The organism is Bacteroides celer (assembly GCF_002632415.2).
In the GTDB taxonomy this organism is placed as follows: Bacteria; Bacteroidota; Bacteroidia; order Bacteroidales; family Bacteroidaceae; genus Bacteroides.
This window is the reverse complement of the sequence record NZ_CP178209.1, coordinates 1,276,169-1,297,145: the sequence shown is the minus strand read 5'-3', so window position 1 is coordinate 1,297,145 and position 20,977 is coordinate 1,276,169. Positions and strand designations below refer to the sequence as shown.

The 20,977-nt window shown below is 42.3% G+C and carries 12 protein-coding genes; 5 read left to right on the top strand and 7 right to left on the bottom strand.

From position 1 onward, the window contains the following. Positions 1-99 precede the first annotated feature (99 nt). Both aroC and CJF29_RS04780 read left to right on the top strand, forming a co-directional pair. A complete protein-coding gene (gene aroC / locus CJF29_RS04785; RefSeq protein WP_004306728.1) occupies positions 100-1,176 on the top strand; it encodes a chorismate synthase in 1,077 nt (358 codons plus the stop codon). Then, a complete protein-coding gene (locus CJF29_RS04780) occupies positions 1,176-2,540 on the top strand; it encodes a dipeptidase (RefSeq protein ID WP_074637567.1) in 1,365 nt (454 codons plus the stop codon). The genes aroC and CJF29_RS04780 overlap by 1 nt, the downstream gene beginning before the upstream one ends. Positions 2,541-2,650: 110 nt before the next feature. Here CJF29_RS04780 and CJF29_RS04775 read toward each other — a convergent pair whose 3' ends face one another. Continuing rightward, a complete protein-coding gene (locus CJF29_RS04775; RefSeq protein ID WP_099146831.1) occupies positions 2,651-3,709 on the bottom strand; it encodes a linear amide C-N hydrolase in 1,059 nt (352 codons plus the stop codon). 250 nt (positions 3,710-3,959) lie between these two features. On the opposite strand from CJF29_RS04775, the gene CJF29_RS04770 reads away from it, so the two are divergent. Next, complete coding sequence (locus CJF29_RS04770; RefSeq protein WP_074557620.1) at positions 3,960-4,826, top strand: formylglycine-generating enzyme family protein; 867 nt, start codon at positions 3,960-3,962, stop codon at positions 4,824-4,826. An 81-nt stretch (positions 4,827-4,907) separates the two neighbouring features. Here the strand turns inward: CJF29_RS04770 and CJF29_RS04765 are convergent, their stop codons facing one another. After that, positions 4,908-6,947: a hypothetical protein gene (locus CJF29_RS04765; RefSeq protein WP_099146827.1), complete on the bottom strand. Its 2,040-nt coding sequence runs from the start codon at positions 6,945-6,947 to the stop codon at positions 4,908-4,910. Positions 6,948-7,607: 660 nt separating this feature from the next. Between CJF29_RS04765 and CJF29_RS04760 the strand changes: the two genes are divergently transcribed. Together CJF29_RS04760 and CJF29_RS04755 are read left to right on the top strand one after the other, a co-directional pair. Then, a complete protein-coding gene (locus CJF29_RS04760; RefSeq protein ID WP_099147672.1) occupies positions 7,608-8,759 on the top strand; it encodes an ISAs1 family transposase in 1,152 nt (383 codons plus the stop codon). A 161-nt stretch (positions 8,760-8,920) separates the two neighbouring features. Continuing rightward, a complete protein-coding gene (locus tag CJF29_RS04755; RefSeq protein WP_099147672.1) occupies positions 8,921-10,072 on the top strand; it encodes an ISAs1 family transposase in 1,152 nt (383 codons plus the stop codon). 256 nt (positions 10,073-10,328) lie between these two features. On the opposite strand, the gene CJF29_RS04750 is transcribed toward CJF29_RS04755, so the two are convergent. The 5 genes from CJF29_RS04750 to CJF29_RS04730 all read right to left on the bottom strand — a co-directional run bounded on the left by CJF29_RS04750 (position 10,329) and on the right by CJF29_RS04730 (position 20,967). Then, positions 10,329-12,503 (bottom strand): DNA topoisomerase 3, encoded by a 2,175-nt coding sequence (locus tag CJF29_RS04750; RefSeq protein WP_074557616.1) that lies wholly within the window; start codon positions 12,501-12,503, stop codon positions 10,329-10,331. A gap of 256 nt (positions 12,504-12,759) precedes the next feature. After that, positions 12,760-14,319, bottom strand: a complete 1,560-nt coding sequence (locus CJF29_RS04745; protein WP_032843990.1) for an endonuclease/exonuclease/phosphatase family protein — start codon at positions 14,317-14,319, stop codon at positions 12,760-12,762. Positions 14,320-14,343: 24 nt separating this feature from the next. Next, on the bottom strand, positions 14,344-16,101 hold the full coding sequence (locus tag CJF29_RS04740) for a RagB/SusD family nutrient uptake outer membrane protein (RefSeq protein WP_074557612.1): 1,758 nt from the start codon (positions 16,099-16,101) through the stop codon (positions 14,344-14,346). 19 nt (positions 16,102-16,120) lie between these two features. Then, on the bottom strand, positions 16,121-19,642 hold the full coding sequence (locus CJF29_RS04735; protein WP_099147370.1) for a SusC/RagA family TonB-linked outer membrane protein: 3,522 nt from the start codon (positions 19,640-19,642) through the stop codon (positions 16,121-16,123). Positions 19,643-19,821: 179 nt separating this feature from the next. Continuing rightward, positions 19,822-20,967: a peptidase M26 gene (locus CJF29_RS04730; RefSeq protein WP_074557608.1), complete on the bottom strand. Its 1,146-nt coding sequence runs from the start codon at positions 20,965-20,967 to the stop codon at positions 19,822-19,824. Positions 20,968-20,977 lie beyond the last annotated feature (10 nt).

Below are 20,977 nucleotides of genomic sequence, written 5' to 3'. Positions count from 1 at the left end.
TTCAATATGCTTCCTTTTTCGAAGTTATTTCGAGTTCGCAACTTTCTTACCGAAAACTTTGTTATATTTGCATATAGTAATTTTAAAAAAGCCACAACTATGTTTAATTCATTTGGCAATATCTTTCGACTCACAAGTTTCGGTGAGTCTCATGGAAAAGGAATTGGAGGAGTGATTGACGGATTCCCATCAGGAATTACCATCGACGAAGAATTTGTACAACAAGAACTAAATCGCCGTCGTCCGGGACAATCAATCCTTACCACCCCACGCAAAGAAGCTGATAAAGTAGAGTTTCTTTCAGGTATTTTTGAGGGGAAATCAACCGGGTGTCCTATCGGTTTTATCGTTTGGAATGAAAACCAACACCCCAATGACTACAACAATCTGAAAAATGTATATCGTCCTTCACACGCTGATTACACATACACGGTGAAGTATGGAATCCGTGACCATCGCGGCGGCGGACGTTCCTCTGCACGCGAAACGATTTCGCGCGTTGTAGCCGGTGCATTGGCTAAGCTGGCACTCCGCCAACTGGGAGTCAATATCACTGCCTATACCTCACAGGTAGGTCCTATCAAGCTTGAGGGTACTTACTCGGACTATAATTTCGACCTGATAGAAACCAACGATGTACGTTGTCCGGACCCTGAAAAAGCAAAAGAAATGGCAGACCTTATATATAAGGTAAAAGGTGAAGGCGATACCATCGGAGGTACACTGACCTGTGTCATTAAGGGATGCCCCATCGGATTGGGACAACCTGTTTTCGGTAAACTTCATGCTGCCCTGGGTAACGCCATGTTAAGCATCAACGCTGCCAAAGCATTCGAATACGGTGAAGGATTCAAGGGTTTGAAAATGAAAGGTTCCGAACAGAACGATGTTTTCTATAACAATAACGGACGGATCGAGACGCATACCAATCACTCCGGAGGTATTCAGGGGGGATTGAGTAATGGTCAGGATATTTATTTCCGTGTAGTGTTCAAACCGATTGCCACGCTGCTGATGGAACAGGAAACTGTCAACATTGATGGCGTCGACACCACTCTGAAAGCACGCGGACGTCATGACGCTTGCGTATTACCTCGTGCCGTACCTATCGTAGAAGCAATGGCCGCCATGACTATACTCGATTATTACTTACTGGATAAAACGACGCAACTCTAATGAACGAGATTCAGAAATACATAGCGGCACACGAACCTAAGATGATGGATGACTTGTTCAGCCTCATCCGCATCCCCAGCATCAGTGCCTTGCCGGAGCACCACGACGATATGCTGGCTTGTGCGGAACGCTGGGCACAGCTGTTATTGGAAGCAGGTGTGGACGAAGCATTGGTAATGCCCTCACAGGGCAATCCGGTTGTTTTCGCTCAAAAGATCGTAGACCCGGATGCAAAGACTGTATTAATCTACGCTCATTACGATGTGATGCCGGCCGAACCATTGGAACTCTGGAAAAGCGAACCGTTTGAACCGGAAATACGTGACGGACATATCTGGGCACGTGGAGCGGATGATGACAAAGGACAATCGTTCATTCAGGTGAAAGCATTTGAATATCTCGTCAAAAACGGATTACTGAAGAATAATGTGAAGTTCATCTTCGAGGGTGAAGAAGAAATAGGTTCGCCCAGCTTGGAAGCTTTCTGCGAAGAACATAAAGAATTGCTGAAAGCAGATGTTATTCTAGTGTCGGATACGAGTATGCTAGGAGCCGAACTTCCCTCATTGACTACTGGTCTGCGCGGGCTGGCTTATTGGGAAATAGAAGTGACGGGACCGAATCGTGACTTGCATTCCGGACATTTCGGAGGTGCGGTAGCCAATCCGATCAACGTGCTTTGCCAGATTATCAGCAAAGTAACGGATGCCGACGGACGTATCACTGTTCCCGGATTCTACGATGATGTGGAAGAAGTGCCGCAAGCCGAACGGGAAATGATAGCCCATATTCCTTTTGACGAAAAGAAATACAAAGAAGCAATCGGTGTAAAAGAGCTTTTCGGAGAAAAAGGATATAGCACATTGGAACGTAACAGTTGCCGTCCGTCTTTTGACGTATGTGGCATTTGGGGCGGATATACAGGAGAAGGTTCTAAAACCGTACTGCCTTCAAAGGCTTATGCTAAAGTCTCTTGCCGGTTAGTGCCGCATCAGGATCACCATAAGATTTCGCAAATGTTCGCAGATTATATTCTTAGTATCGCTCCTGATACAGTACAGGTGAAAGTGACTCCCATGCACGGAGGACAAGGATATGTGTGCCCGATTTCACTTCCTGCCTATCAGGCAGCAGAGAAAGGTTTCGAAATCGCTTTCGGGAAAAAGCCGTTGGCGGTACGCCGTGGCGGAAGTATCCCCATCATCTCTACTTTCGAACAGGTATTGGGAATCAAAACCGTATTGATGGGATTTGGACTCGAATCGAATGCGATTCATTCTCCAAATGAGAATTGCTCATTGGAGATCTTCCGGAAAGGGATAGAGGCAGTCATAGAGTTTCATCAGGAATATGCCAGACGATAAAGCGGATAAATAACAATCAAGTTATAAACGATACATATAAAAGAGTGGTGGACAAGCTTGATTACAAGCATTTGTCCACCACTCTTTTATATATCTATCACACTGACAAATTACATGACCGGAGTCTCGAAAAGGAAGGTAAATGATTGGCTGTCTTTCAAATCCTTCACTGCATCACCTGCATAAATTTCGCCCTTTGTCAGAGACAGTTTCTTAATACCGGCTTTCGGACTAAAATCAATTTTCTTCAAGTCCAGCCAAAACAAATTCGGAGTCAGGGTAGATTCGAAATAATATACCTTATTCTTCTGATCAGATACGGAACGCCAACGGGTAGAAGATATATAAGGCTTCTCCGGTGTATTAATACCAAATGGCACGGAAACATTACGCATCACACTCAATACGCTGGGAACTGCAATCTTTGCATCCGCAATCTGCGGAATGGCATGAATGTAAAATGAAGCCCGTACAAAACGGTCGCTTGCCCGGTTAGTTCCCGGCAACATCTGCAAGCCACCGATTTCTTTCCAGTAATCATTAATGGCCAACTGATATTCATATCGAGGAGAATTTGTCATTACCCGGTATTCTTTTCCTTCGTGAATGCTCAATTTCCCATCCAGATATTCCAATACGGCCGTATTGCCTGTTTCATCAGTGATAGCCAGATGCAAGGTAGACTCCGGTCCTCCATTCGGCATACGGGGAGCATCAATGCGGAAAGTCTCCTTTTTCAATTCATCCACCGCTTCGCGTACCGTGGCAAAGTTATCAAGCACATACTGTGTCCAAATGCTGATGCCCATTGCCGGACGGGTATCGCCGGGAAGAGAGTAAATGGATTCCGGCAAGAAAAGCAGGCTAGCCACTAATCCTTTCTCGTTCATTCCGTCACAAGTACCTATATCATATCCTGTAGCAATCACACTTCCATATTTGGAAGTCCAGTTCACAGTTTTCTCTTTGTTATGTCCCATACGTTGGATGCCACGCGGAAATACATAGATATTCGTCATGATATCTTCCTTCCAGTCCATTGTACGTCCTGTTACCACCATCTGGTCAGGGCCTATATACACTGCACGCGTACATGCTTCTACAGGCTGTATACTCATCAAAGAGACGACAGCCAACACCAATGCAACTCCTGCTAATTTTTTCTTCATGTTCATTCTATTTAAATAATTAATCTTCTTATTTATAAATAACAAACGCACCACGATTATTGCCTAAAAGAAAGAGGATTTTAATGAAAAAAAGGCATTTATTCAATGCAGGAAGAAATTTTGGGTTTTCAACGTATGAGGGTTACCATCACAGAGATCACTTCTTAGCGAAAAATATTAAATAAATTTAAGTGTTACTATTGCAGTCATTACTACTTTAGTTCGTCCAATAAATAAACATACAATTATCATGATAAAAGAGTACACCAAACAAACTATAATCATTTGCTTTCTATTACAAGGAATCGCATTATCAAGCAGAGCGCAAGAACAACAAGTGTGGCAACGATACTACGATAAATGTCGAAGAGAAGCAAGTATTATTGACACTCTCCCCTCCAAATTGGAAAAAGCCTTGCACTGGTCGCCAACAATAAATAAAGAACAAAAAGAGGTTATACGCTATATACTATGGAATATGGTTTATGTGGAAGGTGGTACAGCCAATCTCGGAGACAACAACAACTATCCCGTGGATGTAGCCTCTTTTTTCATCAACCGATATGAAGTTAGTCAGGATGAATGGTATGTCATTATGGGAGAAAATCCTTCTAACCAACACAGACGTAACTATCCGGTAGACCAAGTCAATTGGTTCAACGCTCAACGATTTACCCAAAAACTTTCTCAATTAAGCGGTCTACCCTTCCGTCTCCCCTTCGAAGCAGAATGGGAATATGCAGCACGTGGGGGACTAAAAACCAAGAATTTCATCTATGCCGGCAGCAATAATGCAGAACAGGTTGCCTGGTTTAGAGAAAAATATTATAATACTTACGTGTCCAAAGAAACAGGGACGAAGAAGCCCAACGAACTGGGACTTTATGACATGAGTGGAAACGTATATGAATGGTGTATGGACTGGTATGACAGAAAGGTTCCTTTTACCGGAAACATCGCTCCGGTTATAAGCGAAAAAGATACGCATAAAGTGTTGCGTGGAGGTAGTTATTATACCTTCGAGAAATATTGTAAAGTCACCAGCCGCTACGGAGTTAACCCGCAACGATGGGATATTGATTACGGATTACGGTTGGTAGTGTCACTACCAAATTAAAAGAGGAGCATATTATTCACTGTATTATTTTAGCTCCTCATTGTTCTAAATACTGTTATTATATACAAATGTCAAGTCGACTTATTGATCGGCCAGTTTATAAAGTTCATATCCTCCCAATGCCAGTACATAGGGCAGATTAAGAATAACGTCGGCATCCTTCTCCACCTCTTCGGGGTACTTTTGCAGCAATTCGTTGAAAGGCATAATGAGAGGGTGTTGCAAGAAAACTTTATCTTTCACCTCGGCACGTCTCCAGCCAGCCACTGTACGCTCGGCATTCCATCGGTATTTCTCCATGCGCACCAACAGACACAAAACTTGAGACGGTAGATTCTCATTGAACATAGATTCGGATATGCGTGCCGGCGAACGTTCGCTCCGCTTAATACCGTAGCCTAGCGTACGACAAAATACACTATAGGCATCCAGTTGATAGCGATTAGCCCAACGTAACGGCTCGCTCAATTTATTCCACAGATACTGTGCCTGGTGATTCATCAAAATGAAGTCGGCAGAGTGGTTGCCATAAGATTCATACATCTTCTTCAACACCTCTTTCTGCTTGAGGCTTTCATCCGTATAACAACAATCGTAGAGATAATTCACATACAAAGCCAGTTTATCCTGCAAAATGTTTTTCTTCATTCCCCTGTCTACCATGCCGAACACCTTGACATAACGATAACGCCCTTGCTCATCGTCCACTATCGACGACAAATCGTTATTGAAATCCTGACGGATAAGTACACGACACTGATGCTGATAAACCTCATGCGGCAAGTTGAGCCCTAATGAGAGACTCAAATCGGGATCATGCACACAAATAGCCACTGTAAGCATACAGTGTTTATTTTGTGCCCATTGTTGTAAACGGGTGCGCATAGCAGTACTACAAATGTCGTCATGGCAATATTCGACCTCTATGTCGTCTATCTGACTCTCTATATAAGGAAATTGAGCTTTGAAGTAGTCTTTCTGTGACTCCATCTCTCGATCTACTAAAGTGATGCGGGTACGTATGCGTTCATCTGTCGGCAGACGGTCATCGTAATTGGCATAATGGCAGATACGTAGTGCTTCAAGCAGCAACGAGCGTCCCATCCGATTGAATCCCACAATAACCAGATGCACATAGTCTTGGCTAGTAGCATTCCAGCTTCCATCAGGTTGTTGCGTTATGCTTATGGGGCGATAGTCTAGCGGATCATAATACCTTTCACTATCGGCAGCATAGAGACTCCATAGTTGCCGCGCCAAATTCTCGTGGAGGTTAAAGGGACGGAAAAAGATATTAGGTTTCCCCTCAATGCAAAACACCTCCGGCGGCAGATTCATTTTCTGTATGTTAGAGTACGAAGGGATGCTGTCGAACTGTACATACACAGGCATCACCTTGCCATCGGGGCATTTGCCACGCAAAGCACTCACCAAATGCACAATCGCTATATTCTTAGCATCGCGTCCGCAACGTTCTTCATCACCCAATACATACAGTTCACTCGCGCTCACTATGTTCAACCGCTGAAGTTCTTCGATCGACTCAATGTTGCCAAAGTAAACAAGCACCTGCCGCTCTATTTCGATGGGCAAGGCAGACTGTATGCGATGGCGCACCGTTGCTGCCTCTATACCGCTCATCAGCAAGATACGTGCCGAAGGACATTCGTTATATAGTTCGCGTATCATATTGATAGATAGTTCATTGAAGCCTATCAATACATAGTGTTGAGTTATGTTGCGGTAAGTCATTCGCCCCGTGTTTACCACATCCACACGCCGCTCTATAATGTTAGAAATGGTAGAGATGAGCACACCGCCCAATAAAATGGATCCCGAAAAGCTAACAATTCCCAGCAATAGCCTGCTGGACCAAGCTGTCTCGTTCATTTGGTTACCAGGATCCACAAAGTTGTTGTACACCACCCAGAACCTTTCGCCCCATTCCTCATGTCCATAAAATTGGATAGAGAAGAACATCACGATGATAAAGAAGATAGCCAGCACCGTAGCAATAGTAACGAGTAACAGGGTGAGCTGCGACTTGATACCCCCCGAAATGGTGCGATCCATATACTCTTGTGAGAATATCTTCTTGTAGTAGTTTATAAAACGGTTCATGCTTATAACTTATTGATAGCAAAACATACAAGTCCTGCCCATATTGTGTACATTTCGAGCTATTTGTTCTGATAATCGTACCATATCATGCACCAATACCATATAATCCGTATCAATGGGATTTGGTTGACAGTCGTGTTTCACAAATAGAATATTTAGAGTTGTGTACAAATATAGTATTTTTCAACAAATCAAATAGTTTTTCACTTAACTATTTTCAGCAGTGTACTTTACCTTGTTATCGTATGGCAGTATATAAAATGAAATTCACCAGTACAAGAAGACATTAATCGCAAGATAACAGCTATGGAACGAAGTAAAATTCGTATAAAAATGGAGTAAGATATTCTACTTCCATAAAGTAATATCTCCATAATCTTTATTGTATTTAAGATTATTCAGTGCATAGATTTAAGATTTTCTATGCAGAAAACTAGAATCTTTTATGCACTCAAGTAGTTGTCACCTTACAACGGGATAATAGTCACCTTATAGAATGACAAACGTCACTTTATAAGGTGACAGGGCAGACGCATTATATTTTTTACTATCCTACTCCTGTTTTCATTCTATTTATATAATTGATTATTAACTTATTAATTCTTTCTTATTTCGACTATTTTCCTTATCTTTATAAGATATTATAAAACATAAACTAACATGAAAATAGGGATAATTGACCTTTGTAAACAAATAGAAGATCCTAGAATGAACCGTAAAAAAGTCCATAAAATGGAAACCATCGTCTATATATCCATTGCTGCTGTAATTTGTGGTGCCCAATCCTGGAATGAGATTGAGGAATTTGGCAATGCCAAAATTGCTTTTTTCAAAAGTCGCATACCTAATCTGGAGTTCATCCCCAGCCATGATACTTTTAATAGATTCTTTAGCATCATAAAGCCCGAATATTTTGAATTGATCTTCCGTAATTGGGTCAAACAAGTCTGTCAGGAGGTGAAAGGGGTTATAGCTATAGATGGCAAACTTATGCGTGGTCCAAGTAAATGTGACGGAGAACATACGACGGGAAAGGAAGGATTCAAATTATGGATGGTTTCCGCATGGTCCGCTGCCAATGGAATTTCTTTAGGACAAGTGAAGGTGGATGATAAAAGTAATGAAATTACCGCTATTCCATTGTTACTAAACTCTTTGGATCTCAATGATTGCATTGTCACAATTGACGCGATGGGCTGCCAGACAGATATAACACGGACCATCATTGAGCGTGACGCAAATTATATTATAGCTATAAAGGATAACAAGAAGAAAAACTATCAACTGGCCAAACAGATCATTGAAGATTATCAGGATAAAGACGAAATAATCAATAGAGTCACCAGGCATGTGTCCCAAAATACCGGACATGGAAGGATAGAGACAAGAACTTGTACTGTAGTTAGTTATGGACCTATAATGGAAAAAATGTTTAAAAAGAAACTTGTGGGACTGAAGTCTGTTGTTGGGATAAAATCGGAAAGAACAATAGTGGCAACAGGAGAATATACACAAGAGGTAAGATACTATGTAACTTCAATGGATAATACCAAACCGGACGAAATTTCCTCTGCCATCAGACAGCATTGGTCTATTGAAAATAATCTGCATTGGCAACTGGATGTTACCTTTCGAGAAGACTATAGTAAAAAGGTCAAAAATGCAGCCAGAAACTTTTCCGCAGCAACAAAAATGGCACTTACTATCCTGAAGAAGGATAAAACAACTAAAGGAAGTATGAATCTAAAAAGGCTAAAAGCTGGGTGGGATGAAAAATATTTATCAAAACTTTTACAGGATAATGATTTTTAATGCGTCTGCCCTGTATAAGGTGACAGGGCAGACGCATTATATTTTTTACTATCCTACTCCTGTTTTCATTCTATTTATATAATTGATTATTAACTTATTAATTCTTTCTTATTTCGACTATTTTCCTTATCTTTATAAGATATTATAAAACATAAACTAACATGAAAATAGGGATAATTGACCTTTGTAAACAAATAGAAGATCCTAGAATGAACCGTAAAAAAGTCCATAAAATGGAAACCATCGTCTATATATCCATTGCTGCTGTAATTTGTGGTGCCCAATCCTGGAATGAGATTGAGGAATTTGGCAATGCCAAAATTGCTTTTTTCAAAAGTCGCATACCTAATCTGGAGTTCATCCCCAGCCATGATACTTTTAATAGATTCTTTAGCATCATAAAGCCCGAATATTTTGAATTGATCTTCCGTAATTGGGTCAAACAAGTCTGTCAGGAGGTGAAAGGGGTTATAGCTATAGATGGCAAACTTATGCGTGGTCCAAGTAAATGTGACGGAGAACATACGACGGGAAAGGAAGGATTCAAATTATGGATGGTTTCCGCATGGTCCGCTGCCAATGGAATTTCTTTAGGACAAGTGAAGGTGGATGATAAAAGTAATGAAATTACCGCTATTCCATTGTTACTAAACTCTTTGGATCTCAATGATTGCATTGTCACAATTGACGCGATGGGCTGCCAGACAGATATAACACGGACCATCATTGAGCGTGACGCAAATTATATTATAGCTATAAAGGATAACAAGAAGAAAAACTATCAACTGGCCAAACAGATCATTGAAGATTATCAGGATAAAGACGAAATAATCAATAGAGTCACCAGGCATGTGTCCCAAAATACCGGACATGGAAGGATAGAGACAAGAACTTGTACTGTAGTTAGTTATGGACCTATAATGGAAAAAATGTTTAAAAAGAAACTTGTGGGACTGAAGTCTGTTGTTGGGATAAAATCGGAAAGAACAATAGTGGCAACAGGAGAATATACACAAGAGGTAAGATACTATGTAACTTCAATGGATAATACCAAACCGGACGAAATTTCCTCTGCCATCAGACAGCATTGGTCTATTGAAAATAATCTGCATTGGCAACTGGATGTTACCTTTCGAGAAGACTATAGTAAAAAGGTCAAAAATGCAGCCAGAAACTTTTCCGCAGCAACAAAAATGGCACTTACTATCCTGAAGAAGGATAAAACAACTAAAGGAAGTATGAATCTAAAAAGGCTAAAAGCTGGGTGGGATGAAAAATATTTATCAAAACTTTTACAGGATAATGATTTTTAATGCGTCTGCCCTGTATAAGGTGACCATCTATCTCTGAAAGGATGAAAACCACTAAAGATACAAAATAAATCAGTAAAAAGCAATAGTAAGATAGGAAATTTGCCTGGAATGCAAACATACTTAATTTATTTCAATACAGCATAATAAAGAGGCCGCATTCATATCATGCAGATTAAATCTAACCTGCTAATTGCAGCACCTCCATCTCTCACTCTCTTCGTGATATGACGGACTTTTTACTTTTATCCCTTTTCTATTAGAAATTTTTCCGGAAAGTACATCCATTTCTCCATTCCGAACATCCGTAAGCGGTTTTTCCTTTAATAATAATTCCCTTACCACAAAGCGGACATGGCTGACCTACAAACGTATCTACATCACCTGTAGCAGAAGGAATTGAAGCAGGAGTAGTAACCGGAGCCGGAGAAGGTGCCGAATTAGAACTCACTTCACTTACCGCTTTTTCTGTTTTCGGTTTCTTTTCTTTCGGTGCACTCGGTTTACGTTCTCGCTTTTTAGTTTCTTTCTTTTCTTTCTCTTCAGCCTTTGCAGCTACTGCATCCTGAATAGTAATGCGTCGGTTTGTATTATCAGAAAGTACACTCATCACTATTTCCGAAACCATCTGTTTCAGTTCTTCGAGAAACTGGCGGGCATCGTATGTCTTCTTTTCAATTTCGCGAAGCTTCTTTTCCCAAATACCTGTCAGTTCCGCCGATTTCAATAATTCTTCGTGAATGAGCTGCACCAACTCCACTCCTGTCGGGGTGGCAATCAGGTTCTTTCTCTCCTTACGGATATAATTTCGTTTGAACAGTGTTTCAATGATGGCAGCACGGGTAGACGGCCGGCCGATACCATTCTCCTTCAAGGCATCACGAAGTTCATCATTATCCACCAGTTTTCCAGCTGTTTCCATTGCACGAAGCAAGGTCGCTTCGGTATAAGGTCTAGGCGGCTGCGTCCATTTTTCATTCAAGTCCGGAATATGAGGACCACTTTCGCCCTTCACAAAAGCAGGAAGTACATTTTCATCCTCTTCTTCTTTTTCTTCGGTAGAGTCTTTTACTTCCTTGGCAAACACGACACGCCATCCCGGTTCCAGGATTTGTTTTCCGGTCACCCGGAATTCTATCTTATCCACTTCTCCCATGACGGTAGTAGTAGAAATCTTACAGTCCGGATAGAATACGGCTATAAAACGACGGGCTATCAAGTCATAGACACGACGTTCCATATCCGTCAGGTTTTGAGCATAGACTCCGGTGGGGATAATGGCGTGGTGATCCGTCACTTTCGAGTTGTCAAATACCTTTTTCGATTTAGGAAGTGTAGTGCCGGCTAACGGAGCTGTCAAGACTTCGTAATCACGGAGTCCTTTCAGGATAGCAGGACATTTCGGGTAAATATCGTCACTCAAGAAAGTAGTATCAACACGCGGATAGGTAGCTACCTTCTTCTCATAAAGAGACTGAATCAGTTTCAGCGTTTCATCAGCCGAATAAGCGAATTTCTTATTACATTCTACCTGAAGAGAAGTCAAGTCGAACAAACGTGGGGCGAACTCTCTCCCATCTTTCTTGCCAACACTAGTGACTACAAACGGAAGATCCTTTATGCGTTCTACCAATGCCTCGCCTTCTTCCCGGTTAGCGATAGGGTCGATACCCGGATTATCTATTTTCTTTTTTCCACCGTTCTTTTCTTCTTCCGCAGCAATTTCTTCATCACTTTTGCGGATAAGTGCGGAAAAAGTGGTATCCCGATAGTTGGTTTTCAGTTCCCAGTATTGCTTGGGTTCGAAATTGGCTATTTCCAACTGACGGTTGACAATCAGTGCCAGAGTCGGTGTCTGTACACGACCGATAGAGAGTACCTGTTTATTTTGACCGTATTTAATGGTGTAAAGACGGGTGGCGTTCATCCCTAATAGCCAGTCACCCATCGCACGAGAAAGTCCGGCTTCATAGAGTGACTGAAAATCTGTCTGATCTTTCAGCTTCGCAAACCCTTCCCGGATAGCTTCTTCTGTCAATGAAGAAATCCACAGACGTTTCACCGGACAGCGTGCACCTGCTTTCTGCATCACCCAACGCTGAATCAATTCTCCCTCTTGCCCGGCATCACCGCAGTTGATGATTTCATCTGCGTTCTGCATCAGTCCCTCGATAATGTGGAATTGTTTTTCGTAGGTAGGATTCTCTATCAACTTGATGCCGAAACGTGGAGGAATCATTGGCAGGCTACCTAAATTCCATGATTTCCAGTTAGGCGTGTATTCATGCGGCTCTTTCAGGGTACAAAGATGCCCGAATGTCCAGGTCACCTGGTATCCGTTTCCTTCTATATATCCTTCTTTTCTGGTATGAGCGCCGAGTACTTCGGCTATATCGCGTGCTACTGATGGCTTTTCGGCTATGCAAACTATCATTTTTTCTCTTCTTGTTTTTACACTAACAGCTTACAAAGTTACACGATTATTTCTCATTGACCGCATGAAGAGAGAAAAAAGTCCATAAAGGCATAGATCGGAGAAAGAATGATAACTTCAACTGAATAGTTTTCAAGATGTACCGCTTTCTCCTTTTTTATACCACTCCATTTGATGTTTGATAAGCTATATAATGAAGCTGCACAGTTCTACACACGATATGTGCATAGCTCTGTGCAGCCTCTCTATAACGTTTCTATTTTAAACCGGAGAAATCACAAAAAAGAGGATAATGTGTAGAAGCAACGGTCACATCTACTCCCGACAGACTTTCTATCACATCAGCCTGTGTCACATTTACGTTGTGACTCTTCAAAGACACGATAAAGTCAAGGCGACGTTTCTTACCACTGACTTCGGTAGACTTATCGGCACTAAGAAGATTCCAGTTACTCTTCACCATTTGGAAAAATTCGCTTTCCAAGTCGCCCTCATTGAAGTATCCTAACAAGAATGCAGGTTTATTATAGGCAGACAGTTTCGTTTCTAACGTTTGAAGGGCCTCTATACGCTTTGCCATATCCGTATCGAAGTTGGTACTGGCTACTACAAACTTTTCATATTCCACTACCATGGCTGCACGCATCTCGCTCTTTCCCGCCATTTGGTATCTGTCTACACTTACAGGTTCTTCTTTTGTCAGTATACCAACACCGAATTCACCGCCTTTATAATCAATGGCTTTAGCAAAATAATCATGCATATTTGCTTTCTGTGCCAGTACGTTCAACTGGTCGATACCTTCCGAACGTTCCGTCTCCTTATCCAGTCCCTGCAAGCAGACAATATCCGCATTCATTTTGGCGATAATACGTCCTGTCCGGTCGTAATCAATCACGCCATCTGTACCTTTACAATAGGTCAGGAAATAGTTACCTATGCGCAGGTCACCTTCTGCCTTCGGATATTCTTCAAGTCCGGTCGGCTTCTTAAAATCACAATAAAGTGGATAATGGTCGGAAGTTATTGCTACGTTGACACCATCCAGGTTGTATATTACATTCGATTTTACCACAGTGGTAGGTGGAGTTTTCAAAGTAACGACAAAATCAATCCGTTTGGTAGCCTGTCCGGTAGGAAAAGTGTTTTCTGTAGAACTGACAACCTCCCATTCTTTCTTCAGTTCCGTAAAGAATGTGCCATTCATCAAGTCCTCGTTAAAGTCACCAGCCATATAAACCACTTTATTATATGTTTTGGCAAGGTCTGTGAGCTGTTTTGCAGATTCAACTCTATTATTCTCTTCCAAAGCCAAGTGGGTGGAGATAACTACATAGTTCTCAAATTCGGCTATGGCAGCAGAACGGAGTTCGGCACCGGGAAGGGGATAAGTCTTCGTGCTGATCGGCGTCCCTTTGAACAAAAGACCGTTACCGTATTCACCACCTTGGTAAGCGATTGACTTACTAAAATAGTGATTCATGCCTGTTTTATCCGCCAAGGTTTTCAATTGGTCGACTTTATTACTGCGGGTAGTCATGTAGTCCACTTCCTGCAGGCAAACGACATCGGGTTCCATTCCGTTGATAACAGCGGCTGTCCTGTCATAATTAATCACGTCATCGTTACCGGCACAATGCCTTATATTAAAGGTCAACACTCTAAGGTTCCCCTCCCCTTTCGGATAAGTATAGGAAACTTCCTGTTTACCGTAAGGTATCATATTATCGAATTTAGAGTTGTCCATGTCGTCGGCACAGGACAAGTTGGCAAACACGGTTGCCAAAAGACATATATAAGAAATCATATTTTTCATAAGAATTTATATTTCTGAATCTAATTAATTAAAGTTCAATCCGTCATTCCAACCGGGATTCTGTGTTATCACACCATTGGACAAAGTACGTTCGCTGATAGGAACAGGGTACAAATAATCTCTGTCTTCATTCCATTTCTTGGTAATCAGACTATGACAGATGATATAACCACTTTCGCCATTCGACAAGCGAATCTGCTCGCCGATCTCTAAATATAAAGGTACATTTCCGGCAGGTTTTGTTCCTACGTAGAAACAGACATCATCCGTACCGTCTTTATCTAAATCGTAAGTTCCGGGCCCGGGAACATAGATTCCCAGCAGATCGTTCTCAAATAGTTTACCTTCTTTCCAACGCATGATGTCGTAATAACGGAAACCCTCCATTACCAGTTCGATGGTTCGTTCGCGACGGATTTCAAGGATTACTCCCTGATTGGCTCCTTTCACATTCGGATAACCTGTGGCGGCACTCATCAAATACGGGTCGGGTTTTGAATTTGCCAGTTCCATATCCAGGTTAGTCATTCCTACCCTGTCTCTAAGTAATTTAATAGATTTATTGATGTCGGCTTGCTTCAAAGTGCCTAGTTCGGCTTTTGCTTCTGCAAAATTCAGATACACCTCTGCCGTGCGGAACAGGAGAATATCGTTGCACGATTTATTATATTCATCGTAGTTAGCCGTCATCGAATATTTTATCAGGTGATATCCGGTCATGGTATAAGCCAGGTTCGGGGCTTCTTTCTTTGTACTTCCGATTCTCGTATATCCAGGGGTACGGATGGTTTGTGCCAGTCGCGGATCCCGATTCTGACATTCTTGATCGAATGTCATCGTTTCATAACCGGCTTTATCCGTGAAACGGCTTCCGTCCGCCATCAGATAAGAATTCACTATCTTCTTGTTCATTCCCGGACGTCCCATTGTGGTGGAGTTCTCATAATTCTGCACATTATGAAGCACAGAAAGAGAAGCTTCATAGTCACGGCCGAAAATCACTTCATCCGCTTGTAGATTTATGGAAGCGAATAAATCCCTGTAAGGTGTGCTGCCCGATTTATAGAGTGTATATCCGCTTTCGTTCATAAAGGTTTCAGAAGCCGAGACACAGGCATTCAGGTATTTTTCATAATCCTCCAGTCCATGATATTTGCGGAAAGTACCCTCAAACAGGCAGACACGGGATTTCAGGGCCAATGCCGTCCACCGGGTCAGTACATACGCATTCTTCGTTTTCGGAAGATTGGCTATCGCAAAATCCAGGTCCTCCAGCATTTTCTGCATGACAAATTCACGTGAGTCACGGGCTTTATACAATTCGGGATCATCCGAGTCGAGTGCTTTGTCATACCAGGGAATATCGCCGTATCTCTTCACCTTCTCAAAGTAGAAATAAGCTCTGAAAAAACGGGCAACACCATCGTAACGGTTACGGGCATTCACTTCCGTGCAGTTATGGGAATACTGCAGATAGAAATTAATATCGCGAAGTGCCGTAAAATTCCAACCGTTTCCTTCATCGGGTATGATGCGCTGTCCGGACATTTCGAGCATCAAGTCGGACTTGACAATCAAATCGGACGACTCGGAATAAATATCGACAGCGGACGGAACCAGATTGTTATAAAACTGATTCGTAAATAATCGCAACTCATCTTCAGTCTTGAAATATACATCCGGATACAGGCGGTCTTTTGGTGTCTTATCCAACCAATCGTCGCAAGACACGAAAGATATCGCCAATGCGAACAACCAAGATACTATATAAACAGGTTTCATAATTCAAATATTAGTTAGTTTAAAAAGTTACGTTCACTCCAAAAGAATAGGTCTTTGACCAAGGGTACAACTTTGCGTTACCATTTGCCGATTGGATGGAATTTTCTGCCGATGCTTGTTCCGGATCAATGTAGTCGCTCTTTAGCGGAGAGAAGGTAAACAGATTCTCACCACTGAAATAGATATGCAGGCGCTCTATCTTTACCTTCTTCGTCCATACGGCGGGAATCGTATAGCCTACTGTGATATTCTTCACTCTGCAATAAGCCAGATTCTGCAAATAACGATCATTCACCACTCCCAAAGAACGGTTGTTGCCGAGGGCAAGATACCCTATCGGGCGCGGGAAATAGGCATCGGGATTTTCCGGACTCCATACCTGACTCAAGAAATCGCGTGGAATGAACGATGAATACGGACGAGCGTATGGTCCCCAAAAGAATACAGAATTAGTGCCCGGATACCAGTCTTGATGTCCTACTCCCTGAAGATAGATGGAGAAGTCGAATCCATACCAGTCGAAACCACCTTGAATACTGTATGTATAGCGCGGTAATGAGTTTCCGATTATTTTGCGGTCGCCCGGATCATCTGCCGTGTTCGAGCCGGAAGATATTGTATGGTCGCCATCCAAATCAACAAATTTCATATCACCGGCATGAAGTCCCGGATTCACCTGTGCTGTATTGATAACGAAGTTGACTGCTGTTTGGTCAACGTTATAGTTTGCCGCTTCTTCGTCTGTTCTGAAAAGTCCGTCCACTACATATCCCCAGATATCTCCCAATTTCTGACCTACATAATAATCACTCAATATCTTGGAAGGATTATCGAATTTGGTTATTTTCGATGTATTATCTGCCAAACCTACGGACAGGTTATAACGGAAAGGTTTGTTTGCCAGTTTGAAAGCATCATTCCAAGTCAGCATCAATTCCCAGCCTTTGGTACGCAAATTGGCTGCATTTTGCTTGGGCTCGTTGGCTCCATAAGCACCGGGAAGTTTTTTACCGGAAGTTTGCATACCTTTAGTATCACGAACATAGGCATCGGCAGTCAGGTTCAGGCGGTTGTTCAGGAATCCGAGATCCAGTCCTATGTTCCAAGTCGAAACGGTTTCCCAGGTCAGGTCAGCGGAGTTCGGGTCGGAGACACTTGCATAAGAGCCTTTCTTCTGATCGCCAAAGATATAATTCATTGTACCGTTGGTATTAATGGTTTGGATATAATCGTAATATCCTACCTGCTGATTTCCTAACGAACCGTATGAGAGACGCAATTTCACATTATCAATATTCTTCTTTAAATTCCCGAAAAACGGTTCTTCACTGATTCTCCATCCTACGGAAGCCGAGGGGAAGAAACCGAAACGGTGTCTGCTTCTGAAACGTGAACTTCCGTCATAACGTCCGCTTGTCTCAAATAGGTAACGACCTCCTTTATAGGAGTAATTAAGACGATAAAATGCTCCCAAAAGCGCATATTCATTCTGTCCGCCGGACATAGTCATCGCATCTCCGACTGCCAGATTTAAGTCATTCAAGTCATCGGAGAGCAAACCCTGGCGGGAGACTTTGATATCTTTCAGACGCTTGGTTTCATAATTGTAACCTGCCATGATTTTTATCTGATGGTCGGCAATATCCAGCATATAATCACCATAAACATTGAAAGCTTGATACCAATGATTGGTCTGTGTTTCCTTCAACTGATTCACACCGCTTCCGGTAGTCAGATAGGATATCTCACCCGGATATTTGGAATATGGTACATTTACTGTTCTATTCATGGTCTGATAGTTATAGTGCAGGTAGCTGTAGTTTGCACGGACATTCAGGTTCTTCATTACATTGAAACTTGCTTCGAAAGTCGTGGAAAACTCATACCGCTGGTCTTCATTCTTATGTTTTCCATAAGCAAGGATAGCTCCCATGCCATCCAAAATGGCAGAATTGCTCAACGAAGTCAGATACACTGCACTGCCATCCGGATTAATGGGTACAAAGCTCGCCAGTGCATGATTCACCGCAGTATTGAAGTTGTTATTAATACCCGATAATCCCGGATAAGAGTAACTATTATAATGGTACTTCGTGTTATTGCTGATTGTCAGTCGTGGAGTGATCTTTGCCGAGATTTTACTTCTGAAATTATACACCTTGTATTTATCAGGATTCTGTCTGAAGATACCCGTTTGATCAACTGTATTTCCTGATAAATAATAGTTCAACTTTTCATTTCCCCCACTGACACTGATATTGTGCTCCCACATCGGTCTGTTTTTACGATAAAGATAATTATACCAGTCGAAGTTACCGTAATAGACGTATGTATCTCTTCCGTCACGTTGGTCGGTAACTACCCAGGGACGTTCGGGATTCTCCGTTTTATCATTCCGGCGCAACCAAAGCTGGCGGTAGTCTTCTTCCGTATAGTTGGTATAAGGCTTTCCGTTATAATTGGTATAAAACAAGTCGTTGATGCCTGCCGAATAATATCCCCTGGTTTCAAAATCAGTAGAAGTCGTCTGATTGCTCCATGAATATCTTCCATCATACGAAACGGTAGTCTTGCGGGCGGAGCCTTCCTTGGTAGTCACGAGGATAACACCATAAGAAGCACGAGCCCCGTAAATAGCGGCCGAAGATGCATCTTTTAATACGGAAATGGAAGCGATGTCATTCGGATTCAAGCGGTCGATATCCCCTTCTATTCCGTCAATCAGCACTAATGGCGATGCATTGCCACTGATAGAATTCACACCACGGATATTGATAGTTGCCGAAGCTCCCGGATACCCAGACCCAAAAGTTACATTCATATTGGGCACAGTCCCTTGCAACATCTGTGAGGCTCTCGGCACGGGTCTGTCTTCCATCGCTTTACTGTCTACTACTGCAACAGCTCCCGTCAGGTTTATTTTCTTTTGAGTACCGTAGCCTACCACCACCACTTCTTCCAGCGTAGCCGTATCCTCCCGGAGTATTACTCTCGAAGATTTCTGCAAGTCGGAGACTTTAATTTCTTTCTTCTCAAACCCAATATAGGACACAACGACTAGGGCATTGGCCGGAACCGAGGATAATGTAAATTCACCATCCAAATTCGTGATCGTTCCCATAGACTGTCCTATCACCTGTACACTGGCACCGATTACCGGGTCACCGTTCACATCGACCACTTTCCCCGTAACCCGATGTAAAGGCTGCGATGGGACGGCAGTAGTATTACGTTCTGTTTTCTTTGTGATGATAATCATCCGGTTTTGTAGTTTATACTCTACATCCTTATCCAAAACAGTAGCAAGCACATTATTAACAGTTGCCTGCTGAAAGGAAGCCGTTATCTTCTTGTTTTCATTAACCTCGTCCGTTTTATAGATAATGGAGTACTTCGTCTGCCGCTCAACTTCTTTCAATACCGCCTTCAGCGGCTCATTTTTAAAGACCTTTGTAACTGTCTGCGCCCGTAGTGACTGGACGCCCAAACACAACAGAATCAGGAGAAACAGTCTAAAAAATGAGTTTCTTCGGTCATTCATAATTTTATCAATTAAGTTGTTACAATTTAAAGTGATTTATATTTAAGGATATATATATTCGATTGTAGTATTTCTCTGAATCGCTTCTATAAGATAAAACAACTCATCATTCATCTGCCCAACCCCTATAAAAGCAAAAAAGCAGATTATTTCTGCTTTTTTGTATCGACTGGCTTTATTTATTCAGACCACTGGAATATCGGATAACCGTTCGTTCCTTTTTTCCAAAGATTCGGATTCCAGGCTACGATGATATTCCCCAGTTCTTCCGCTGACTTCGTCACTCCGTGAAAAGTTGTTCCCGTGGCTGATGATTCGTCTGATGCGGTAATCGTTTTTTCATTCACTTTGAGTACAATACTTTCGCAGGCGTAACAATTCTCATAACTGCCTAATGAAGCAGAGACCCCAACAATGCGTCCTACGGTTGATGAAGCATCCACTCCGGTCAAGTTACTCCATGCTGCGCTGTTCTTGATAGCAATGTCACAACTTTTGTCAATTTGTCCCAAAATACCGCCTACGCCTCCTTTAGTTGCACTGACTGCTCCGTATGCATAGCAGTTCTCAATAAATCCGCCGACACCTACTTTCCGTCCGGCAATACCGCCTGCTTTTCCGCCACTTGCCGCCTGATCGCTGACCGTTGCATTTGAATAACAGTTCTTTATATAACTTTCCTGCCCATCATAGCTATTTGCCAATACACCGGCTATTCCACCTGCCGCACCAGAACCGATTACTTCGCCAGTCGTATAGCAGTTCACAATTCTTCCTGTCTTATTTCCGTTACCTTTATCTTTAAGTCCGAGATAACCGGTAATAATTCCAATCCCCTGCCGAGCAGATGATACAGAAGCATTCACAAAGCCCACATTACGACAATCACCGCACAATACTCCGAAGAAACTTGGATAATCACCGGCAGAACATTTGAAGTTTTTAATGACATGGCTGTCTCCGTCAAAATCTATTTCATAAGGAAAATCACCGGAACCATTCAACGACTGCCAGTCATCAATGCCTGCCATATCAATATCAGCACCTAACTGGAAATAAACTTTCATTCCCGATTTCAACACACTACGCATATTTCTGATCTGCGTAGCATTCATTATCATATAAGGTTTGCTGTCCGTTCCGTTTCCTTTCTCGAACAAACCGCCGGCACCGTCTTCGTCACCATCACTATTTCCGTCATCCGTTTCCGTTTTTTCGAACGGAACACGAGTGTATGAGTCCAAAGGATTAGGGTCAGAACACGAGATTGCAACAGATGCCATCATCAACAGCATCCCAAATCTGCCTATTTGAGTAATATTCATACTTGATTTC